Origin of the sequence: Streptomyces sp. H39-C1 (assembly GCF_027158125.1) — a bacterium.
In the GTDB taxonomy this organism is placed as follows: Bacteria; Actinomycetota; Actinomycetes; order Streptomycetales; family Streptomycetaceae; genus Actinacidiphila; species Actinacidiphila fildesensis.
The window spans coordinates 90,798-110,104 of sequence record NZ_JAPVLS010000017.1 but is presented as its reverse complement, the minus strand read 5'-3'; the positions used below and the strand labels follow the sequence as shown (position 1 = coordinate 110,104).

Sequence of the window (19,307 nt, the reverse complement as noted above, 5' to 3'; positions counted from 1 at the left end):
GTCAACCGGTAGCCGCGGTGGAGGCTGCCGTGGTGGAGACGCCGTGGGAGGTGACCACCAGCCGGGCGCTGCCCTCCGTGAGTTGGTAGGCCAGGCCGACGACGCCGGCGTGTCCGGCGGCGACCTGGTCGGCCAGGATACGGGAGCGGTCCAGGAGCAGGTCCACGGTGTGCTGTACGTGCGCGTCGATCAGGTCTCTGTCCGCCGTGAGGCCCGCCGCGCGGGCGGTGAGCACGCTCGGGGTGACGCGCTCAACGATGTTCCGGACGTACCCGATGGCCGGCAGCCCGTCTTCGACAGCGGCGCGGGCGGCAGCGACGGCGCCGCAGGAGTCGTGTCCGAGGACCACGACGAGGCGGCAGTCCAGCACGCTCGTGCCGTACTCGATGCTGCCCAGGACCTCCGGCCCGAGCACGTGGCCGGCGGTGCGGACCACGAACAGGTCCCCTAGCCCCTGGTCGAAGATGATCTCGGCGGCCAGCCGCGAGTCGGAGCACCCGAGCAGCACCGCGAAGGGCTTCTGGACCGGTGCAAGCTCGGCCCGCCGGGCGGCGTCCTGGTTCGGGTGCTGCGGGGCACCGGCCACGAAACGCTGGTTCCCGGTGAGCAGGGCGTCGAGAGCTTGGGCAGGAGAGACAGGAGTGGATGCCATGCAGGCAGCCTATGAGGAGGCCGCCGTCGCCACGCAGCCCGGGGCGCCGAACAGACTTCGCTGCCTGTCAGGCTGCCGGCGGCATTCCGGGCCGGTGAGCGGGGAGAATGGATGAATTGTCTACGGGTATCACCGCGCCAAGGGCGCACCGGCCCTGGGTGCGCTGCCCGGCCAGGAAGGGCCGTTCGGCCGCCGCCCGAGCCGGAGCAGATGGGCGACACCGACGCGGATGCAGGCCCCGGCGGACGGGCGGCGCCCGTGGTGCCGTCGCCCAGGGACGGGAGCGTCCAGTGACGCTGTGGCGGCAGGTCCTGGCGGCACTGAACGATGACAGCCTCGGCGACGCGGAACGGGAGGCCAGCGTGGCCCGCGGCGCCGCCCAGCTCGCCGTCCGTCGGGCCCCGGCGGCCCAGCAGGCCACGCCGAGTCAGTGATAGCCGTGGCGTTCGATGAGTTCGCGCTGGTCTTGGACGCCTACCAGGCCAGCGCCGCCTTGAAGGAATCCGGCCCCGCCAACTGAGTAACCCGGACGGCCCAGGCGGCGTTGAACCCGGCGTGACCATGACGATGCGGCTCGCGCCCGTCATCGGGGTGCAGTGCAGTGGAAGTGAAACGGTTCCCAACCCCGAGCTAGAGCCGATCCTCACCGAGCTTGCCCAGCAGTGGGAGCTGGACGATCCGTCCCCGGCCAGAGGGACGAGGAATGGATGATCCTCGCCCGTCGGCATTTCCTGGCGGGCCCGCTGACCGCGCGGTGCGAGCACGGCCCCCGCCGCCCCCGCACCGCACCCCCCAAGGAGCCCGCAGACGCCACCGGCGTCGCGCTTCCGGGCTGCCGGACCGGCACACCGTGGTTGGGCCCACCGGTCCGGCAGCCCCACCAGTCCACCACCCGACCCGGCCCGGAAGGAACGCCGCCCGGTACCACGAAGGCCCTGACCACTCGGGGGATCAGGAGGGAAACTGACGCGCCCCCGCCCCCGGGCGGGAATCGGAGCCGCGGACCACACCGGCCCGCCGTGGGGCGACAGCGAGCGTCGAATCCACCAACGCGTATGGCAGCCGGAAGACCCCCCTTGTCACGAGCCCGATAGCTTCCAGCTCGCCCATCCGGCACGACGCCTCGTGAGCGTTGTCCGAGGCCGACGGCATGATGCGGCCATGGGCGAGGAGTACGAGCACCGCTTGGCCCGCCTGATCGCCAAGCACCCGGACAGCGCCGACCACCAGTTGGGCCCGAGGACGTCTCCCTGGCTTTGGCGACGCGTCGAGAGTCATTGCAGTCCAGCGCGGTCGCAGTGGATAACTGGTCGCTGTCGAGTCACAGCCCCCCAATGAAGAGGGCTGGCGTCAGCCGACGGTCAGAAACACCACACAGCCGCACAAAGAGAATGCCCCCAGCGTGAGGGCGACGCAGGTACACAGCAGCCGTAGACGCAGTTGTTCGTAGCGGGTGGTGTATTCGGCCCGCAGCTCGTGGCAACGGACCGTGACCTGCCGCAGGACCCTGAGAGAGACATCAAGGCGGGCATCGGCGTACAGGCGGACGATCTCGTCGCGCTGGGTATCGGTCAGCCACGGCATGCGGTCGGCGAACGCCTCGGCCTCGGCCTGCGCGTTGTGGATCTCCGCCTGGCGGATCAGGTGTCCTTCCAGCCGGGCGATGCCAGCGGCGATGTCCCGTGGGCTGTCCATCCGCGTACCGTCTCCGCCTCAGTCCTTGGCGCCGTTGTTCTGGCCGTCTGCCTGTGCGGAGGCTGAGCCGTGGCGGGCGCCGGCGTACCGTCCCTCGAGGGCGGCGATGTCGGGGTGGTGCAGGTCGAAGGCGGGGGACTCGGAGCGGATTTTGGGCAGGGTGAGGAAGTTGTGCCGTGGCGGTGGGCAGGAGGTGGCCCACTCCAGTGAGCGGCCGTAGCCCCACGGGTCGTCGGTCTCGACCTTCTCGCCGTACTTGGCGGTCTTCCAGACGTTGTAGAGGAAGGGCAGGGTGGACAGGCCCAGCAGGAACGCCCCGATGGTCGAGACGGTGTTGAGGGCGGTGAAGCCGTCGGAGGCGAGGTAGTCGGCGTAGCGGCGCGGCATGCCCTCCGCTCCCAGCCAGTGCTGGACCAGGAAGGTGGTGTGGAAGCCGACGAACAGTGTCCAGAAGTGGATCTTCCCCAGGCGCTCGTCGAGCATCCTCCCGGTGAACTTAGGCCACCAGAAGTAGAAGCCGGAGAACATTGCGAACACGACGGTGCCGAAGACCACGTAGTGGAAGTGGGCGACGACGAAGTAGCTGTCGGTGACGTGGAAGTCGATTGGCGGGGAGGCCAGCAGCACCCCGGTCAGTCCGCCGAACAAGAAGGTCATCAGGAAGCCTGCCGCCCACAGCATGGGCGTCTCGAAGCTGAGGGAGCCGTGCCACATGGTGCCGATCCAGTTGAAGAACTTCACCCCGGTCGGCACCGCGATCAGGAACGACATGAAGGAGAAGAACGGCAGCAGCACCCCGCCGGTCGCGAACATGTGGTGGGCCCATACCGTCATCGACAGTCCGCAGATCGCGATGGTCGCTCCGACCAGACCCAGGTAGCCGAAAACGGGCTTGCGTGAGAAGACGGGGATGACCTCAGTGATGATGCCGAAGAACGGCACCGCGATGATGTACACCTCGGGATGGCCGAAGAACCAGAACAGGTGTTGCCACAGCAGTGCTCCGCCGTTGGCGGCGTCGAAGACGTGCGCCCCGAATTTGCGGTCCGCCTCCAGGGTGAGCAGCGCGGCGGCGAGCACCGGGAACACCATGATCACCAGGACGCTGGTCAGCAGCGCGTTCCAGCAGAAGATCGACATACGGAACATGGTGAGGCCGGGGGCGCGCATGCAGAGGATGGTGGTGATGAAGTTGACCGCGCCCAGGATTGTGCCGAACCCGGACAGCGCCAGCCCCATGATCCACATATCGCCGCCGACCCCCGGCGAGTGCTGGGCGTCGTTGAGCGGCGCGTAGGCGAACCAGCCGAAGCTCGCGGCGCCCTGCGGGGTGAGGAAGCCGCCCACGGCGATGAGCGATCCGAGCAGGTAGAGCCAGTACGCGAGCATGTTCAGTCTGGGGAAGGCGACATCGGGGGCACCGATCTGTAGCGGCATGATCCAGTTCGTGAAGCCGGCGAACAGCGGGGTGGCGAACATCAGCAGCATGATCGCCCCGTGCATGGTGAACGCCTGGTTGAACTGCTCCGTCGACATGATTTGTAGCCCCGGACGCGCCAGCTCACCGCGCATCACCAGCGCCAGTACTCCGCCGAGCAGGAAGAAGGCGAACGACGTGGTCATGTACAGGGAGCCGATCTTCTTGTGATCGGTGGTGGTCAGCCACTGCACGACCGCGGATCCTCGTTGCGTCGCCGGCCTTGGTGCTCCGATCGGTTCGGTCTGCACCGCCATATTGGTCTCCCTCCCGCCTTACGGAACCTGGGCAGTGTCCGCTGTGTGCCCCCCCTATCCGCTGCGGACATGCGGCGGAATGAAATGAATCATTCGTTTGGCGCAATCCGGGGCGGTCGCGCGTCAGCGCGGGTGATGCGGATCAAGTTCCCTCGTGTCGGAGGGGGATGGGTGACCGTGGGTTCTTGTCGGCTCGGAGAGTGGGCCGTTCGGGTGTGCGCGCCATCTTTTGGTGAGGCTGTCCAGGTCTGGCCTGCTGACCGTGCGGGCTTCGGCGGGGGTGGTCGTTGCTGGTGTCGCCGCGGCCGGAGCCGGAGGTTTCGACGAGTCCCTCGCGGTGTGAGGCGAGCCGCTCGTCAAGAGGTGCCGCAGGCGCGTATGCGACGCGGCTGCGGGTATACGTGCGTCTTCTGCGAACAAGGTGCAAGGCGACCTAGATGGAACACATCTCCCTGGGCGAGGGCCGTACGGTGCCGGGTCCCGAGCCCCGCGGCTCACAGCAGCGTTGGACGGTGACAGCGAGTGCATCGCCAAGGCCCGCTGTCTGGCGGCTGCCGGTCTTCTCACGCGGTTGCAGGCCGAATTCGGGCTGCCGGTATCGGCGCCACGGACCTCACGCACTGGTGGTCAGCGAACTGGTTACCAATGCCGGCAAGTACGCCCCCGGTCCCGTGCTTCTGGAGTTGCGGATCACCGGTGATCTGGCCGAGAGATGTGATGGGCGTGGCCCAGCCGTCACGGCACGCTGGGGATCGGCGGCACCTCCGGCTGGTCTATGCGGGTTTCTCACCAGGACCTCACCCGGCGGCGAGTTCCTCCAGTGGCACGTCCGGATCGGCCAGCCGGTCCCGGTCGACCTGAGTGCCGGAGCGGACCAGGTGCTGGATCGCTTCGTTAACGTCCCAGATGTTGACGTTCATGCCGGCCAGCACGCGGCCCTGGGCCGTCCAGAAGGCGATGAACTGCATGCTCGTCAGGTCGCCGCGGACGACCACGTCGTCGTAGTCGCCGGGTTCGGCGTAGCCGGCGTACTCCATGCCCAGGTCGTACTGGTCGGTGAAGAAGTAGGGCACGCGGTCGTAGGAGGCAGCCTCGCCCAGCATCGATCGTGCTGCCGTCTCGGGCTGGTGGAGGGCGTTGGCCCAGTGTTCCACCCGGATGTGCTTGCCGAGCATCGGGTGGAAGGCGTTGCCCACGTCGCCCGCTGCGTGGATGTTCGGGTCGGAGGTCCGCAGGGAGGCGTCAACGGTGATGCCGTTGTCGACGTGGAGGCCCGATGCGACGGCCAGTTGGGAGTTGGGGACGGCGCCGATGCCGACCACGACAGCGTCGGCGTCGATGCGGGTGCCGTCGGCCAGCCGGACGCCGGCGGCCGTCCCGTTCTCGCCGACGATCTCGGCGACCTGTGCGGTCAGGCGCAGGTCCACGCCGTGTTCCCGGTGGAGGTCGGCGAAGACGGGAGCGATCTGCCGGCCCAGCACGCGCAGCAGCGGCAGTTCGTCCGCCTCCAGGACGGTCACCTCCACGCCGGCCTCCCGGGCGGCGGCGGCCACTTCCAGGCCGATCCAGCCGCCGCCGACGAAGACGATGCGGGAGGCGGACTGGAAGGTCCGCTGGATGCGTTCGCAGTCGCCGACGCGGCGCAGGTAGAGCACGCCGTCGAGGTCCGCGCCGGGTACGGGGAGGCGGCGCGGGGAGGCGCCTGTGGTCAGCAGCAGCTTGTCGTAGCCGATCGTCTCGCCGCCGGAGACGGTGACCGTGCGCTGGTCGCGGTCGAGTTCGGTGACGAGGGTGTCCCTCCGCAGGTCGATGGCCTGGTCGATGTACCACTGTGCCGGGTGGACGAAGATCGTGTCGCGGTCCTGCTTGCCCTGCAGGTAGCCCTTGGACAGTGGCGGCCGCTCGTAGGGCCGGTCCGGCTCGTCCCCGATGAGTAGGATCCGGCCGTCGAAGCCGTGCCCGCGCAGCGCTTCGGCGGCTTTGGCGCCGGCCAGGCTCGCTCCGACGATTACGAACGTGGGTGGTGTCATCGCGCGTGCTCCCTGCTGTCAGCGGTGCGCTCGGGCCGGGCGCTGTCGGAGGCGTGCAGTCGTGCCGCGAGTTTCCCTGCCAGTTCGTCCCAGCTGGCGTCGAACGTCTCGAGGCCCTGGTCCTCCAGCACCTGGACAACGTCGCGGTAGTCGACCCCGGCGTCAGCGAGGTCCTCGAGCACCTGGTGTGCCTCGCCGTAGGTGTCGCGGATGCTGCCGGCCGGCAGCACCGCGTGGTCGGCGACCGCGTTCAGGGTGGCCTCCGGCATGGTGTTGACCACGTCTGGTGCGACCAGGTCGACGACGTACCGGGTGTCCTCATACGCGGGATCCTTCACGCCTGTGGACGCCCACAGCAGCCGCTGCGGCCGGGCACCGGCCTGTTCCAGCCGCTGCCACCGGTCGGTGGCGAGCATGTGCTCGTAGTGCTCGTAGGCAATGCGGGCGTTGGCGATGGCGGCGCGCCCTCGCAGCGCGGCGGCCTTCTCGCCGCCCGTCCGGTCGAGCCGCCGGTCGATCTCTGTATCCACCCGGGAGACGAAGAACGACGCCACCGACGTGATGCCGGACAGGTCGTGTCCGGCGTCCCGGGCGCGTTCCATCCCGGTCAGGAACGCCTCCGTCACCGCGTCGTAGCGCTCCAGTGAGAACAGCAGCGTGACGTTGATGCTGATGCCCTCGGCTAGACAGGCGCTGATCGCCTCCAGGCCCTGTTTGGCGGCGGGGATCTTCACGAACAGGTTCGGCCGGTCCACCAGCCACCACAGCGCCCGGGCCTCGGCGACCGTGCGCGCGGTGTCATGCGCGAGCCGCGGGTCGACCTCGATCGATACCCGCCCGTCCACACCCCCGCTGGCGTCGTACGCCGGCCGCAGCACGTCGCAGGCCCAGCGCACGTCGAAAGTGGTCAGCACGCGCAGCGCCTCCTCCACACCGACCCCGCGCAACGACAGATCCGTGATCTGCTCGTCGTAGCAGTCGCTGTGCTCGATGGCCCTGGCGAAGATCGTCGGATTGGTCGTCACGCCGACGACGTGCCGTTCCGCGATCAGCCTGGCCAGGCTGCCCTCGACGAGCCGCTGCCGGCTCAGGTCGTCCAACCAGACCGAAACCCCGGACTCGGACAGCTGAGCGAGCGTGTCGGTCACCGTATGCCTCCCTTGCCGGCGCGGGCGTCATGAACCGCGAAAGACTCCTCAAGTCAAGACTCACCCAGAACGCGCCCGGCCGCAGGTCGACCCTCGGCGGGTCAGACACCGGCCAAACGCACACCTACGGCGAGGCCGCCCCAGGGTGCACCATCACCGCGCTGACTGCATGATCAAGACGTCGAAGGTATAGCCGGTGCACGGACGGCCGGTTCGAGATCGACCGCGAGGAGCAGGCCCGGGCCCAGGCGGCTGCGGCGAACAGACGTCCACAGGAAGTGACGATACGTGAATGATCAACAGCAGCCACCGAGTGAGGCGCCGAAAGTCGGCGGCCTGGCCGGCGACGACATCGGTTACGACAGTGAAGAATGGGCCGCCGTCCGCCCCCGGCGCATCACCCCCGAGCAGTGGCAGCAGTTCGAGGGCTACATGCAGGAGATCTTCACAGCCCTGGGCATGCCGGGATCCCTCTCGACGGCCGATACCCCGCGCCGCTTCCTCCGCGCGCTCTTCGACGCGACCAGCGGATACGAGGGGGACGAGAAGCTGGTCACCGCGTTCCCGACCGAGTGCCGCGGCGGCCCTGACTGCCGCATCAGCCAGGTGGTGGAGGGGCCGATCCCGTTCTTCGCCCTCTGTGAGCACCACAGCCTGCCGTTCTTCGGCATCGCCTACGTCGGTTACGTCGCCCACGAGCACATCCTCGGCCTGTCCAAATTGACCCGACTGGTACGGCTGTTCGCCCGCCGCTTCTCGGTGCAGGAGCGCATCGGCCAGCAACTCGCCGACGCGCTGGTACGCATCCTGCAACCGCACGGCGTCGCCGTGCACCTGGAGGCGGTGCACCTGTGCACGCAGATGCGCGGCGTCCGCGAGATCGAGTCCAGCACCCGCACCACCTACTGGCGCGGCACCTACGACACCGAGGACCAGCTGAGAATGGAGTTCTTCCACCTGTGCGGCCCCAGAAGCACCAGCCGTGGCTGAACCTGACGCCGCCCCCACGGCCCCCGTCCCCCACACCGAGCCGCTGGTGCGGCTGTATGAGGAACCCGAGGCGCCCCGCTGGGGCCTGCCACCGGCGCTCGCCGCACTGTACGGAGGCGACCTCGGCTTCCCCGAACCGTGCCTGTACGCCAACTTCGTCGCTTCCCTCGACGGGGTGGTGTCGCTCGGCCCGCAATACTCGTCATCCGGTTCGACGATCAGCGGACGCGAACCCGCGGACCGGTTCGTCATGGGACTGCTGCGGGCCTGCGCCGACGCCGTCCTCATCGGAGCAGGCACGCTGCGCGCCTCACCCCGCCACCGGTGGACGCCCGAGCACGTCTACCCGGCCGCCGCAGCAGACTTCGCCCAGCTCCGCCACCACCGGCGCCGAGCTGCCGAGCCGGAACTGGTCGTCGTCACCGCGAGCGGCATCCTGCCGGCCGAGCACCCCGCCCTGCAGGCGGGCGCGCTCATCGCCACCACCACCCAAGGTGCCGGCCGCCTCGCCGGACGCCTCCCACCGACCTGCACCATCCTTCCCCTCGGCGACGGCCCGACCCTGCGCATCCCGCAGGTGCTCGACACCATCCGCGCCCGCGGGCACACCACGATCCTCTCCGAGGCAGGGCCGCGCCTGGTCGGGCAACTCGTCGGCGCCGGCATCCTGAACGAACTGTTCCTGACCCTGTCTCCCGTACTGGCCGGCCGCGCAGACACCACCCGCCACGGACTGATCGCCGGGCTCGAACTCCTCCCGACCTGGCACGAGACAGCCGACCTGATCAGCGCCCGGCAGCGCGCTTCCTATGTGTTCCTGCGCTACCGACTGCCCGGTCGCCGCCCCGAGGCCGACGACAGCTACCGCCAAGTGCCGCCTCGATGAAGAGAGGCAGCCCAGATCGACCGCGCGGCCCTTCAGGCCCGCCCACCGGAGCGTAGCCGTACCGGCACTGATCAAACACGGCCCCGGGCAAGCGCCCCCAGAGCTCATCCGGAACACTCCGTAGCCACCTGTGGCATCCCGGGACACACCAAAGCCCTCATGGTGAGCCACGCCGTGATAGTCGCCGGCATCACGGGTAGTCTGTGGTCATGTCCGAGCAATTCCAGATCGAGCCGATGGGGGATCACGACTATCTGGTGCGCACCTGGTACAGCGGTGACGTGATCGAGTCCCGGTTCCAGGCAAGTCCGGCCGTCGTCGACCAGGTCGGTGCGGCAGAGGCCGACGAGCAGCGGGTGATCGAGGAAACCGCCCTCTACCTCGCCGAGCGGCAGCCCGTCATGGACTTTCCCCCGATGGTCGATCTCGACGATGTCGCGGCCGTCTACGGTGACCACTACATCGATGAGCTGAGCCGCCGCCTCAAGGGTTCCTGACGCGCCGCCCTGCACACGTTTGGCCTGGCGGGGTCCGCCAGCGCGCCGGACGGGTTGCGGATCCCACCCGCGGAGAGACGAAGAGCGATCGAACGGGGGGCGCACTTGGGAGGCTACATGTACAGCAAAGCCACGCTCGCCGGTCACCCCATTCACCCGATGCTGATCGGCTTTCCGGTCGCCAGTTACACCGGAACCCTGGTGGGCTTCGCCGTGTACGCGGCCACCGGGCACCAGTTCTGGCTCAACCTGGCGATCGCACTGAACATCGTGGGCGTCGGCAGCGCACTGCTCGCCGCAATCCCCGGACTCGTCGACTGGGCCTTCGGGATCCCGCGCGGCTCGGCGGCCAAAACCGTCGGTCTGGCCCACGCCGGCCTCAACGTGACCGCCCTCGCGCTGTTCGCCATCAGCCTGGGGACGTACGTCACCCACTGGAATGGCCCGGCCACCGGAACCACCCTTGGCCTCGCCCTCACCTCGGCTGGCGTCCTGTGCACCCTCGCCGCCGGCTTCCTCGGCTGGATGCTGGTTCAGGACTATCACATCGGCATCCGCCTCACCCCGACACAGGAACTCGACGAACTCGAGGTGCAGAACGTGCACCGGATCGTCACTCACAAGCGTCACGCCGCCTGACCCACGTCGCGTTGGCTGGGCCCGGCGGCCCCGGGCCCCGGGAGGCACCCCGCCCGTGCGGCTGGAGGAAGCGTCCTCACGACGGCCTCTGAGCCGACGGCTGGATATAGCGCAGGGCGGCTTCGACACCGAAGCCTCTTGGACGCGCAGACAGGCGGAGGCGAACGGAGGATGCCTACCGCGGCGTCTCAGGGAGGGAAGGGTGCCTGCGGGTGCTGTGGCTCCTGTGGCAGCCCGGCGAGCACGGCGCCCCGGTGCAGCACGTCGCGGAGCATGGCGGGGGTCAGGGTGCGGGTGGACATGTTGCGCTGGCTGGGGTGGTACCCGCCGATCAGGTGTATCCGCCGTTCACCGCCTGCGTCGGTGAGGAGGGCTTCGGTGCCGTGGCCAAAGGCTGGGCGGGGGCGGGGCAGCTGCCAGCCTGCGCTCGTCAGCACGGGCAGCAGCGCCTGCCAGGCGAAGCCGCCGAGCACCACGATGGCCCGCAGCGTCGGTCGCAAAAGTTGCAGTTCGCGGGCGAGCCACGGACGGCAGGTGTCGCGCTCGGTAGTGGTGGGCTGATTGCCGGGCGGCGCGCAGTGCACGGGCACCGTGATCCGCAGCCCGTACAGTTGCATACCGTCACCGCGGTGGGTGGCGGTCGGCTGGGAGGCCAGGCCGAGGTCGTACAGGGCGGCGTACAGCACGTCGCCGGACGGGTCGCCGGTGAAGATGCGCCCGGTGCGGTTGCCGCCGTGCGCGGCCGGTGCCAGGCCGACGATGGCCAGCGCCGCGTCCGGCGGGCCGAGGCCGGGTACCGGCCTCGCCCAGTACTCCCACTCTCTGTATGCCCGGCGCTTGACCAGGGCGACCTCTTCCCGCCAGGCCACCAGGCGCGGGCAGGCCCGGCAGGTGGTCACGGCGGCGTCCAGCCTGCTCACGTCACGCATCCGTGGTGCGGTCGCGGCCGGGAACTGCTGCGGCTCCGGGGTGGCAGGGCCTGTGTCGCGCACACCGTTCTCCTCTCCTTCGGGCTGAGGGCGCGGGTACCGACAGCCGATCTCCGGCCAGCCCACCCACTCGGCGATAAAATTGGGTGAGCCGAACACATCCGCTCCCACAGGTGACGTCACCGCTGTCCACCGGTCCCGGGCCAGGAGCGGCCGATCGATCTGAAGGGTGCCGTCATGGCCGAACAGATCACCTATCGCCGAGTCTATGAGGAGACCTCGCCCGAGGACGGCAAGCGGGTGCTCGTCGACCGGGTTTGGCCGCGGGGCATGCGCAAGGAGGACGCCAACCTGGACGAGTGGCTGCGTGATGTCGCCCCGACAAGCGAACTGCGCAAGTGGTACAGCCATGAGCCCAGCCGCTTCACGGAGTTCCGTCGCCGCTACCTGGCAGAACTACGCGATGCCGGGCACCGCGAAGCCGCCGAGCATCTGCGTGGCCTGGCGGCGCACGACAAGCTCATGCTGTTGACCGCCACCAAGGACGTGGACCACAGCCAGGCCGCTGTCCTGGCCGCATGGCTAACCAAGAAACGGTGACGAACACACGAGGGTCTCAAGGACGGCGAGGGCTGATTTTTGTCGTCGACGGCGGGTGGGGCGCAGCTTACGTCGTGCGGTGCTGTGTCGTGGGCGTGGCCTGCACTGGCCCGTCACGGTCTGCGTCGACCATGCCCCGGCTCGCTCTCTCTGACAGACCGCGGACGAGTCCTGGTCGACTGTCTCCGCCATCAAGGACCTCGGGGTGCTGGTCCATCGGCGCCGCGCGGACGAGTCCATCGCCAGGTGTGGCGCCATGCTGGGGGATCCTGCGCCCGAGATGTGAGGAGCGATGATGGTGCGAACGAACATCATCCGCAAGGAGCGCATGACCGTCAGCTACGACGTGGTGAACGGCTGGACGGTTGTTGAGATCGACGGCGAGGTGGACGCCCACACCTCCCCCCTGGTCCGTGAAGCAGTGATCAAGCTCGTCGACGGCGGACACCGCCACTTCGTCCTGGATCTGAGCTTCGTATCCTTCATGGACTCGATGGGGCTGGGCATGGTCGTGGCGGTCACGAAACGCATCCGTGAACACGAAGGCTCACTGCGGATCGCGTCCGCCTCCGGCCGGATCGTCAGAGTCTTCGACATCAGCGGCCTGCGTAACGCTTACGAGATCCACCCCTCACCAGAAGAGGCAACGCGCAGTGCTCCCTCGCTCGGCAGCCTGGCGCACTGGCCCCGCCCGTCAAGCTGAGGAACTCTCACGGGAACGACCTGCTTCTGCTGCGCAACGTTGTCGAAGCCTCGCCCGGTTTGGAGCAGCGCATCCCGGCCTGAGGCATCGCGCCGGTGAGGGATGGCGAGAGATACGGCAACCATGGTGAGGTCACGGGTACGGGGGGTTCGGTCTCCTCCATGGCGTGCAGGGGGAGGGTGGAGTGGGCATCGGCGCCGCCGACACGCACCTCGGCCGCGACCCAGATCGCCCATGGTCTCCTGAGGCTCGGCGCCTTTGCGCCGCGCGAGGCGGGTGTGCCCCTGGACGCAGTACGGACACTGGGTCAGGTGGGCGACTGCGACGGCGATCAACTGCTTGGTCTACTCCGGCAGAGCCTCTGCGAAGAAGGCGCGGCTGAAGTTGTCGAACGCTTCGTTGATGACCGGGGCGAGTTGGCCGCGTCGCCGGCCGATCTCAGCGGGTGGCTGGGTGGTAGACGGCCTCACTCGTGGTGTTGCCTCCGCTTGTTCGCGTCAGGGTGTCGGACGGGCGCGTCAGTGAGCGGGTGAGGAGCTGCTACTCATGCTGTCGATGGGCAGCTGGGCTGCCTGGTGCCGCAGTAGAGCGAAATCACGGCGGTCTTCGTACACGACGATGCGCATCGGCTGTTCGAGCAGTGCCTTGAGGGCGGTGAGGAAAAGGGCGCCGGTGGCGCCGTCGAGGGCCCGGTGGTCGATGGAGTGGGTCAGGGCCATCACTGTGCCGGCGGCGAGTTCGCCGTCGCGGACGACGGGTTCGGGGTGGGCGGCTCCGACGGCGAGGATGGATGCCTGCGGGGGACTGATGACGGCGGTGAAGTGGTCGATGCCGTAGGGGCCGAGGTTGCCGTGGTGAAGGTGCCGTCGGCGAGATTGTCGAGGCTGAGGTGCCCGGCGCGGGGCCCTGTCGGCGAGGGCGCGGGGCTTCGCGAGCGCTCTCGGTGAGGGTCTTGCGGTCGACGTCGTGGATGACGGGGACGGTCAGTATGGCCACTTAGTAATGCAGTCCTTCATGGCCCTGTTCGTCCCTCGCCTGGACGCCTGCTTCGAGCCGGTCGACACGGGCCTGGCCATGGTCACGGTCTACGACGTGACGTTCGCGGGGTACAGCGGCCATCTGGTGAAGGGCTGGCTGAAGATGCTGGCCGCCGCCGAGGGTCTGCTGCCGCTGGTCGTGGAGTTCGCTCCCGGCGACAACGCAATGCCCGACGGTTCGGGATGTCCACTCCTGAGCGGCGGGTGCGGCGGACCAGTGTGGCGCTGCCGCCTGCCGAGCCTGCACGGTGGAGGGCCTGGGCTCCGTCGCCCGGGTTGCCGGAGGCGGGAAAGCCGCTGACCATGAGTGCGGGCGGTTCTCCGACTGTGACGGGGGCCGCTGGAGCGCCCGCCTGCGGCGCGGGACGGGAACCGATGATGGCGGTGAACGCGAAGAACAGGCCCCGGGCCGACACCGGGGCGCGTACGCGTCGCACCGACCGGTGGCGACGGCGTACGTGGCCTACGGGCTGGCCCCGAACGAAGCCCACACCGCAGAGTCCGTCTGTACATCAGAGAAAACCGTCGCCCTGACCTTCGCCCTCGTGGTGATCAACGGCTGGAACAGGCTCGCTGCAGGACTGCACGCACCGGTCACCAGCCTCGACGGACTCGACCTGCCGCCGAACATCCCTGGAGCCAGCCGATCCTGAGGAGCCTTCCGTGACCGTCGACAGTTTTGCCGCCCGAGGACCGCTTTCCGCCGCCGGATTCTCCTTCACCATCTACCGGCTCGACGCGGTCGAAAGGGCCGCGCGGCTCCCGTACAGCCTGAAGTTGCTGTTGGAGAACCTACTGCGCAACGAGGACGGCCATACGGTGACCGCCGACCAGATCAGCGCGCTGGCCGGCTGGGATCCGGCCGCCGAGCCGGCCGCCGAGATCCAGTTCACCCCGGCACGAGTGCTGATGCAGGACTTCACGGGCGTGCCGTGCATCGTGGACCTGGTGGCGATGCGCGAGGCGTTGGCCGCCCTGGGTGGCGATGCGGCGCGCATCGACCCGTTGCGGCCGGTGGAACTGGTCATCGACCACTCCGTGATTGCCGACCACTACGGCGTTCCGGAGGCGTTCGACCGCAATGTCGAGTTGGAGTTCCGGCGCAATGCCGAGCGCTACCAGTTCCTGCGCTGGGGCCAGAACGCCTTCGACAACCTGCGCGTCGTTCCGCCGGGCACCGGCATCTGTCACCAGGTGAACCTGGAGCACTTGGCACGCGTCGTTTTCGGCGAAGACGGGGTGGCCTTCCCCGACACCCTGGTCGGCACCGACTCCCACACCCCGATGGTCAACGGACTTGGCGTACTCGGCTGGGGCGTGGGCGGCATCGAAGCGGAAGCGGCCATGCTCGGCCTGCCCCTGAGCATGCTCATCCCCCGGGTCATCGGAGTGAAGCTGACCGGCGCACTGCCCGAGGGCAGCACCGCCACCGACCTGGTGCTGACCATCGCCGAGAAACTGCGCGCGCACGGCGTGGTGGGCACCTTCGTGGAGTTCTACGGTCCCGGCGTGGCCAACGTGCCGCTCGCCAACAGGGCCACCATCGGCAACATGAGCCCGGAGTACGGCGCGACCTGTGCGATCTTCCCCATCGATGACGAGACACTCTCCTACCTGCGGCTCACCGGACGCAGCGCCGAGCAGGTGGCGCTCGTCGAGGCGTACGCCAAGGAACAGGGCCTGTGGCACGACGCCAGTCACGAGCCCACCTACTCCCAGACGCTGGAGTTGGACCTGTCGGCTGTCGTGCCGTCGATCGCCGGGCCGAAACGCCCACAGGACCGCATCCCGCTCGCGGACGCACCGCGCGCCTTCCACGCCACACTGGACGGATATGTCCGCTGGGACCCCGCGCCGGTCGGGCTGGACGCGAGCAGCGCGGAATCCTTCCCCGCCTCCGACCCCGTCGCGGTGACCGGCAACCGCCCCGGTGACGCACCCGCACACTTCGAGACCGCCCCAGCCGCGGACGACCCGCCCCTGAACATCACCCGTCTGACGCTGAAGGACGGAACCAGCGTCGAGATCGGTCACGGCTCGGTGGTGATCGCCGCGATCACCTCCTGCACCAACACGTCCAACCCGCAGGTCATGGTCGGCGCCGCCCTGCTCGCCAGGAAGGCGGTCGAACACGGGCTGAGGCCGAAACCGTGGGTGAAGACTTCCCTCGCCCCCGGCTCGAAGGTCGTCATGGACTACTTGGCAAGCGCCGGCCTGGTCCCGTACCTGGACAAGCTCGGCTTCGCCCTCGTCGGCTACGGCTGCACCACCTGCATCGGAAATTCCGGCCCATTGATCGACGAGGTGGCCCGCGCCGTGTCCGAACACGATCTGGCAGTGGCCGCGGTGCTCTCCGGCAACCGCAACTTCGAAGGCCGCATCCACCCCCAGACGAAACTCAACTACCTTGCCTCCCCGCCGCTGGTGGTCGCCTACGCACTGGCCGGGTCAATGACCTTCGACCTCACCCGCGACCCACTCGGCACCGGAGGCGACGGCAAGCCGGTGTTCCTGCGCGACATCTGGCCCAGCCAGCAGGAGGTCCAGGACGTCATCGCTTCCTGCCTGCGGCCGGAGATGTTCACCCGCGACTACGCGGACGTCTTCGCGGGTGGCGAGCAGTGGCGGGCCCTGCCCACCCCGGAAGGCGAGTTGTTCGCCTGGGACCCCGATTCCACCTATGTGCGCAGGCCGCCCTACTTCGACGGCATGAGTCGCACGCCCGAGCCGTTGCACGACATCGAGGGCGCTCGGGTGCTGGCCCTGCTCGGCGACTCGGTCACCACCGACCACATCTCACCCGCGGGCGCCATCAAGCGCGACTCTCCCGCCGGGGAGTACCTCACCGGCCACGGCGTCGCACCGAGGGAGTTCAACTCCTACGGTTCCCGGCGCGGCAACCACGAGGTGATGATCCGAGGCACCTTTGCCAACATCAGGCTCCGCAACCTGCTCGCGCCGGGCACTGAGGGGGGCGTCACCCGGCACCTTCCCGACGGGGAGCAGAGCACCATCTACGACGCGGCGACACGGTACGCGGCCGAGGGCGTGCCGCTGCTGGTGATCGCCGGAAAGGAGTACGGCTCCGGCTCCTCCCGCGACTGGGCAGCCAAGGGCACCGCCCTGCTGGGTGTGCGCGCCGTACTGGCCGAGTCGTATGAGCGCATTCACCGCTCCAACCTCATCGGCCTGGGCGTCCTGCCTCTGCAGTTCACCCCCGGCCAGAGCCGAGAGTCCCTCGGCCTGACCGGCGAGGAAACGTACGCAGTCCGCGGCCTGGCGGGCCCGGGGGAAATGCCCCGGGAGGTCACGGTCACCGCCGTGGGTCCGGCCGGCGTGCTTCAGTTCGCGGCCCGTGTCCGTATCGACACCCCCACCGAGGGCGACTACTTCCGTCATGGCGGCATCCTGCCCTACGCACTGCGCACCCTGCTGCCGTCGGCGTGAACCGGCACCGCTCCACCCGGGCCTACGGAAACCAGCCGACGTGGCTCACTGGCCGGCCGTGTCGGGCAGGCGCACGGCGAGCAGGGCGACATCGTCGTCGAACCTCTGGCCGCGCTCGGTCAGCAGCTCGTCGCAGAACGCGTCCAGCGGCGCGCGGGCCAGCCTAGAGGCATGGTCGGCCAGCGCGCGCAGCGTGTCGTCGATGTCCTGGTCACGGCGTTCCACCAGGCCGTCGGTGAACAGCAGCAGCGTGGTACCCGGTGACAGCGGGTGTGTGTGGTCGAACCGGGGCACGGACGGGTCGATGCCGACGGGGATCCCATGGCGGGCCGGGGCGAGGTAGCGGGTGTGGCCGTCCGCGGCGACCAGCAGCGGCGGCGGATGCCCGGCGTTGGTCCAGCGGAACCTGTACGCGTCCTCGCTCTCACCGCCGCGCTCGATGCGGCCGAGCACCAGCGTGGCGGCGGTCGGATCGCCGAACATGGTCAGGGCCGCGTCGAGCTTCGACACCACCAGGCTGGGCGGCCCGCCCCGGTCGTAGGCCAGGGCACGCAGCATGTTGCGGATCTGCCCCATCACCGGGGCGACCTGCGCATCGTGGCCGGTGACGTCGCCAACAACGACACAGGTCGCCCCGTCTGGCAGCACCAGGGCGTCGTACCAGTCACCGCCGAGTTTCGGCAGGTCCGACGCGGGCTCGTAGCGGGCATAGACCTCGACCGGCGCCAGGTCGGGCAGAGTGGGCAGCATGCTGCGCTGGAAGTGCTCGGCGGCACGGTTGAGCTGCCCGTACAGGCGGGCGTTCTCGATGCTGACGCCCGCAGCGCTGGCCAGCGCGGTCAGCAGCGCCTCGTCGTCGTCACCGAAGGACGTCCCGTCCGTCTTGTCGGCCAGGTACAGGTTGCCGTAGACCGTGCCGCGCACCATCAGCGGCGCCCCCAGCAGCGTCCTCATCACGGGGTGGCCGGGCGGGAAGCCGACGGAGCGGGGGTCGGCCAGGATGTCTGGCACCTGAAGCGGTTGCCGGTCCGAGACCAGGCTGCCGAGCAAGCCGTGCCGCTGCGGGAGCCCCACGGTGGCCGTAAGGTGCTCCGCATCCACCCCGACCGTGATCAGATCGGCGAACTCACCGCTCTCCCCGAGCACGCCCAGTGCTCCGTAGCGCGCGCCTACCAGGTCGGTGCCCGCCTCCACGATGTGGTGCAAGACCGCCCGGGTGTCCATGTCGGCGCTGATGGCCACCACTGCGTCCAGCAATCGTTGCAGCTGGCGCTGCCCCAATGCGCGGGGCGTGGGCTCCGTCCTCGGCGCATCCGGGGATTGCGCCTCAGCCGACAGTTGGGTCTCGTCGCTCGCCGTCGTTGGAGGCTTGGAAGTCTGCTCCGGCCGCCGCCTGGGATTGTGCGCCATGCCTGCTTCCTCCCTGCGCCGTCAGCACCTGGACGCCTGTCCGACACCCTACGGTCTTGCCCGAATTGGGAGCAGCCACAACTCGCGCTTGACGCGTGGAGATCCCAGCCCAGGAACACACCGCCGCAGCATGCGGCACGATGTCGGAACGGCGCCTGCCTCCGCAAGCCCTTGCCAGGCCGACCACGGCAAAGGAGAGGTCAGGGCACGACGACGACGGGGCAGTGCGCGCGGCGGGCCATCCATGCCGGTACCGACCCGATCAAGTGGTGCAACCGGTGCTCCGGTGCTCCCAGCACCAGGGCCTCCGCCCAGTGCTCGTCCGCCAGGCGAGCCAGCTGGCGCGCCGTGTCGCCGACGCAGTCGGCGACGTGAACCTCCACGCCGGCCAGGGTGGCCGCGGTGAGTGCGTCGGCGAGTTCCGCGCGTAGCCGATCGAGCACATCGTCCTCGGGGTCGGCGACGAAGACGAAGGGGGCGTCCGTTCCCATATCATACCGCGAGGGATCCGGGCTGATGTGTGCCACGAGCAGTGGCCTGCTGGTCCGGCGGGCCAGCCCGGTGGCCCAGGCCAGTGCACGGCGGCTGGCTCTCGATCCGTCATAGCCCACCAGAACAGGATGCGCCGGAGCAGCAGGCGGCGCAGGCGACGTCTCATCTGACGTCACGGCTGCACTCACACGCTCGATGGAGGGGCACACTGGGCAGGATACCGGTGCCTCGGGCTCGGGATCAGCCTCGCGCACAGCCGGGGGCCTGCCGCACCCAATCGGCTGCTGTGCCGCGGCCCGTTCGCCCACAGTGCTGTCGTCGTTGTGCACGTGGCTAGTCCCGCTCCTGTTCGCTCTCGGCGCATGGCGGCGCCTGCTGCACCGTGGGAGCAATGGCGGCGTAGTACCCGGATGCGACG

Annotated in this window: 18 protein-coding genes and 2 pseudogenes; 10 read left to right on the top strand and 10 right to left on the bottom strand. The window is 69.0% G+C overall.

Translation table 11 applies throughout. From position 1 onward, the window contains the following. Position 1: 1 nt before the first annotated feature. Complete coding sequence (locus tag O3W51_RS14285) at positions 2-652, bottom strand: carbonic anhydrase (protein WP_164606852.1); 651 nt, start codon at positions 650-652, stop codon at positions 2-4. Between the two features lie 290 nt (positions 653-942). Here O3W51_RS14285 and O3W51_RS14280 point away from each other — a divergent pair, with 290 nt between their 5' ends. Continuing rightward, entirely contained in the window at positions 943-1,086 is a 144-nt protein-coding gene (locus tag O3W51_RS14280) for a hypothetical protein (protein ID WP_164606854.1), read from the top strand. Positions 1,087-2,002: 916 nt separating this feature from the next. On the opposite strand, the gene O3W51_RS14275 is transcribed toward O3W51_RS14280, so the two are convergent. The 4 genes from O3W51_RS14275 to tal form a co-directional block, all read right to left on the bottom strand. After that, entirely contained in the window at positions 2,003-2,347 is a 345-nt protein-coding gene (locus O3W51_RS14275) for a hypothetical protein (RefSeq protein WP_164606856.1), read from the bottom strand. Positions 2,348-2,365: 18 nt separating this feature from the next. Further along, positions 2,366-4,081: an aa3-type cytochrome oxidase subunit I gene (gene ctaD / locus O3W51_RS14270; protein WP_164606858.1), complete on the bottom strand. Its 1,716-nt coding sequence runs from the start codon at positions 4,079-4,081 to the stop codon at positions 2,366-2,368. A 797-nt stretch (positions 4,082-4,878) separates the two neighbouring features. Further along, positions 4,879-6,111, bottom strand: coding sequence for an NAD(P)/FAD-dependent oxidoreductase (locus tag O3W51_RS14260; RefSeq protein WP_164606860.1), 1,233 nt, complete (start codon positions 6,109-6,111; stop codon positions 4,879-4,881). Next, positions 6,108-7,259 carry a transaldolase gene (gene tal, locus O3W51_RS14255; RefSeq protein WP_164606862.1) on the bottom strand — a complete coding sequence of 384 codons (1,152 nt, stop codon included), beginning with the start codon at positions 7,257-7,259 and terminating at the stop codon, positions 6,108-6,110. Before tal ends, O3W51_RS14260 begins: the two co-directional genes overlap by 4 nt. A gap of 288 nt (positions 7,260-7,547) precedes the next feature. On the opposite strand from tal, the gene folE reads away from it, so the two are divergent. From folE to O3W51_RS14235, 4 genes are all read left to right on the top strand, one after another. After that, positions 7,548-8,249: a GTP cyclohydrolase I gene (folE, locus tag O3W51_RS14250; RefSeq protein ID WP_164606864.1), complete on the top strand. Its 702-nt coding sequence runs from the start codon at positions 7,548-7,550 to the stop codon at positions 8,247-8,249. Next, the gene (locus O3W51_RS14245; protein WP_164606866.1) at positions 8,242-9,135 is read left to right on the top strand and encodes a dihydrofolate reductase family protein; all 894 of its coding nucleotides are present in this window, start codon (positions 8,242-8,244) and stop codon (positions 9,133-9,135) included. Before folE ends, O3W51_RS14245 begins: the two co-directional genes overlap by 8 nt. Before the next feature lie 209 nt (positions 9,136-9,344). After that, positions 9,345-9,632 carry a hypothetical protein gene (locus tag O3W51_RS14240; protein WP_164606868.1) on the top strand — a complete coding sequence of 96 codons (288 nt, stop codon included), beginning with the start codon at positions 9,345-9,347 and terminating at the stop codon, positions 9,630-9,632. A 117-nt stretch (positions 9,633-9,749) separates the two neighbouring features. Beyond that, positions 9,750-10,271 carry a DUF2231 domain-containing protein gene (locus O3W51_RS14235; protein WP_164606870.1) on the top strand — a complete coding sequence of 174 codons (522 nt, stop codon included), beginning with the start codon at positions 9,750-9,752 and terminating at the stop codon, positions 10,269-10,271. A 188-nt stretch (positions 10,272-10,459) separates the two neighbouring features. Here O3W51_RS14235 and O3W51_RS14230 read toward each other — a convergent pair whose 3' ends face one another. Further along, entirely contained in the window at positions 10,460-11,200 is a 741-nt protein-coding gene (locus O3W51_RS14230; protein ID WP_164606957.1) for a uracil-DNA glycosylase, read from the bottom strand. Between the two features lie 237 nt (positions 11,201-11,437). Here O3W51_RS14230 and O3W51_RS14225 point away from each other — a divergent pair, with 237 nt between their 5' ends. Next, positions 11,438-11,800, top strand: a complete 363-nt coding sequence (locus O3W51_RS14225) for a DUF488 domain-containing protein (protein ID WP_164606872.1) — start codon at positions 11,438-11,440, stop codon at positions 11,798-11,800. 292 nt (positions 11,801-12,092) lie between these two features. Then, positions 12,093-12,503 (top strand): STAS domain-containing protein, encoded by a 411-nt coding sequence (locus tag O3W51_RS14220; protein WP_164606875.1) that lies wholly within the window; start codon positions 12,093-12,095, stop codon positions 12,501-12,503. On the opposite strand, the gene O3W51_RS48835 is transcribed toward O3W51_RS14220, so the two are convergent. Then, on the bottom strand, positions 12,416-12,838 hold the full coding sequence (locus O3W51_RS48835; RefSeq protein WP_203672405.1) for a carboxymuconolactone decarboxylase family protein: 423 nt from the start codon (positions 12,836-12,838) through the stop codon (positions 12,416-12,418). The genes O3W51_RS14220 and O3W51_RS48835 overlap by 88 nt on opposite strands. Before the next feature lie 183 nt (positions 12,839-13,021). Next, positions 13,022-13,411 (bottom strand): annotated as a pseudogene (locus tag O3W51_RS14215) (2-oxo acid dehydrogenase subunit E2); the annotation flags it as partial. Between the two features lie 127 nt (positions 13,412-13,538). Between O3W51_RS14215 and O3W51_RS14210 the strand changes: the two are divergent. The 3 genes and pseudogenes from O3W51_RS14210 to O3W51_RS14200 form a co-directional block, all read left to right on the top strand. Beyond that, positions 13,539-13,688, top strand: a pseudogene (locus O3W51_RS14210) (acetylxylan esterase); the annotation flags it as partial. Positions 13,689-13,983: 295 nt separating this feature from the next. Further along, positions 13,984-14,193 (top strand): hypothetical protein, encoded by a 210-nt coding sequence (locus tag O3W51_RS14205; protein WP_164606877.1) that lies wholly within the window; start codon positions 13,984-13,986, stop codon positions 14,191-14,193. A 10-nt stretch (positions 14,194-14,203) separates the two neighbouring features. Continuing rightward, positions 14,204-16,987, top strand: coding sequence for an aconitate hydratase (locus tag O3W51_RS14200; protein ID WP_269286018.1), 2,784 nt, complete (start codon positions 14,204-14,206; stop codon positions 16,985-16,987). A gap of 45 nt (positions 16,988-17,032) precedes the next feature. Here the strand turns inward: O3W51_RS14200 and O3W51_RS14195 are convergent, their stop codons facing one another. After that, positions 17,033-18,268, bottom strand: a complete 1,236-nt coding sequence (locus O3W51_RS14195) for a PP2C family protein-serine/threonine phosphatase (RefSeq protein ID WP_239069612.1) — start codon at positions 18,266-18,268, stop codon at positions 17,033-17,035. 329 nt (positions 18,269-18,597) lie between these two features. After that, positions 18,598-19,008: a universal stress protein gene (locus O3W51_RS14190; RefSeq protein ID WP_164606883.1), complete on the bottom strand. Its 411-nt coding sequence runs from the start codon at positions 19,006-19,008 to the stop codon at positions 18,598-18,600. Positions 19,009-19,307 lie beyond the last annotated feature (299 nt).

Coding starts and splice junctions, on each gene's coding strand:
- O3W51_RS14285 (WP_164606852.1), bottom strand. CDS start 652: ATGGCATCCACTCCTGTCTCTCCTGCCCAAGCTCTCGACGCCCTGCTC.
- O3W51_RS14275 (WP_164606856.1), bottom strand. CDS start 2,347: ATGGACAGCCCACGGGACATCGCCGCTGGCATCGCCCGGCTGGAAGGA.
- ctaD (WP_164606858.1), bottom strand. CDS start 4,081: ATGGCGGTGCAGACCGAACCGATCGGAGCACCAAGGCCGGCGACGCAA.
- O3W51_RS14260 (WP_164606860.1), bottom strand. CDS start 6,111: ATGACACCACCCACGTTCGTAATCGTCGGAGCGAGCCTGGCCGGCGCC.
- O3W51_RS14240 (WP_164606868.1), top strand. CDS start 9,345: ATGTCCGAGCAATTCCAGATCGAGCCGATGGGGGATCACGACTATCTG.
- O3W51_RS14235 (WP_164606870.1), top strand. CDS start 9,750: ATGTACAGCAAAGCCACGCTCGCCGGTCACCCCATTCACCCGATGCTG.
- O3W51_RS14230 (WP_164606957.1), bottom strand. CDS start 11,200: ATGCGTGACGTGAGCAGGCTGGACGCCGCCGTGACCACCTGCCGGGCC.
- O3W51_RS14225 (WP_164606872.1), top strand. CDS start 11,438: ATGGCCGAACAGATCACCTATCGCCGAGTCTATGAGGAGACCTCGCCC.
- O3W51_RS14220 (WP_164606875.1), top strand. CDS start 12,093: ATGATGGTGCGAACGAACATCATCCGCAAGGAGCGCATGACCGTCAGC.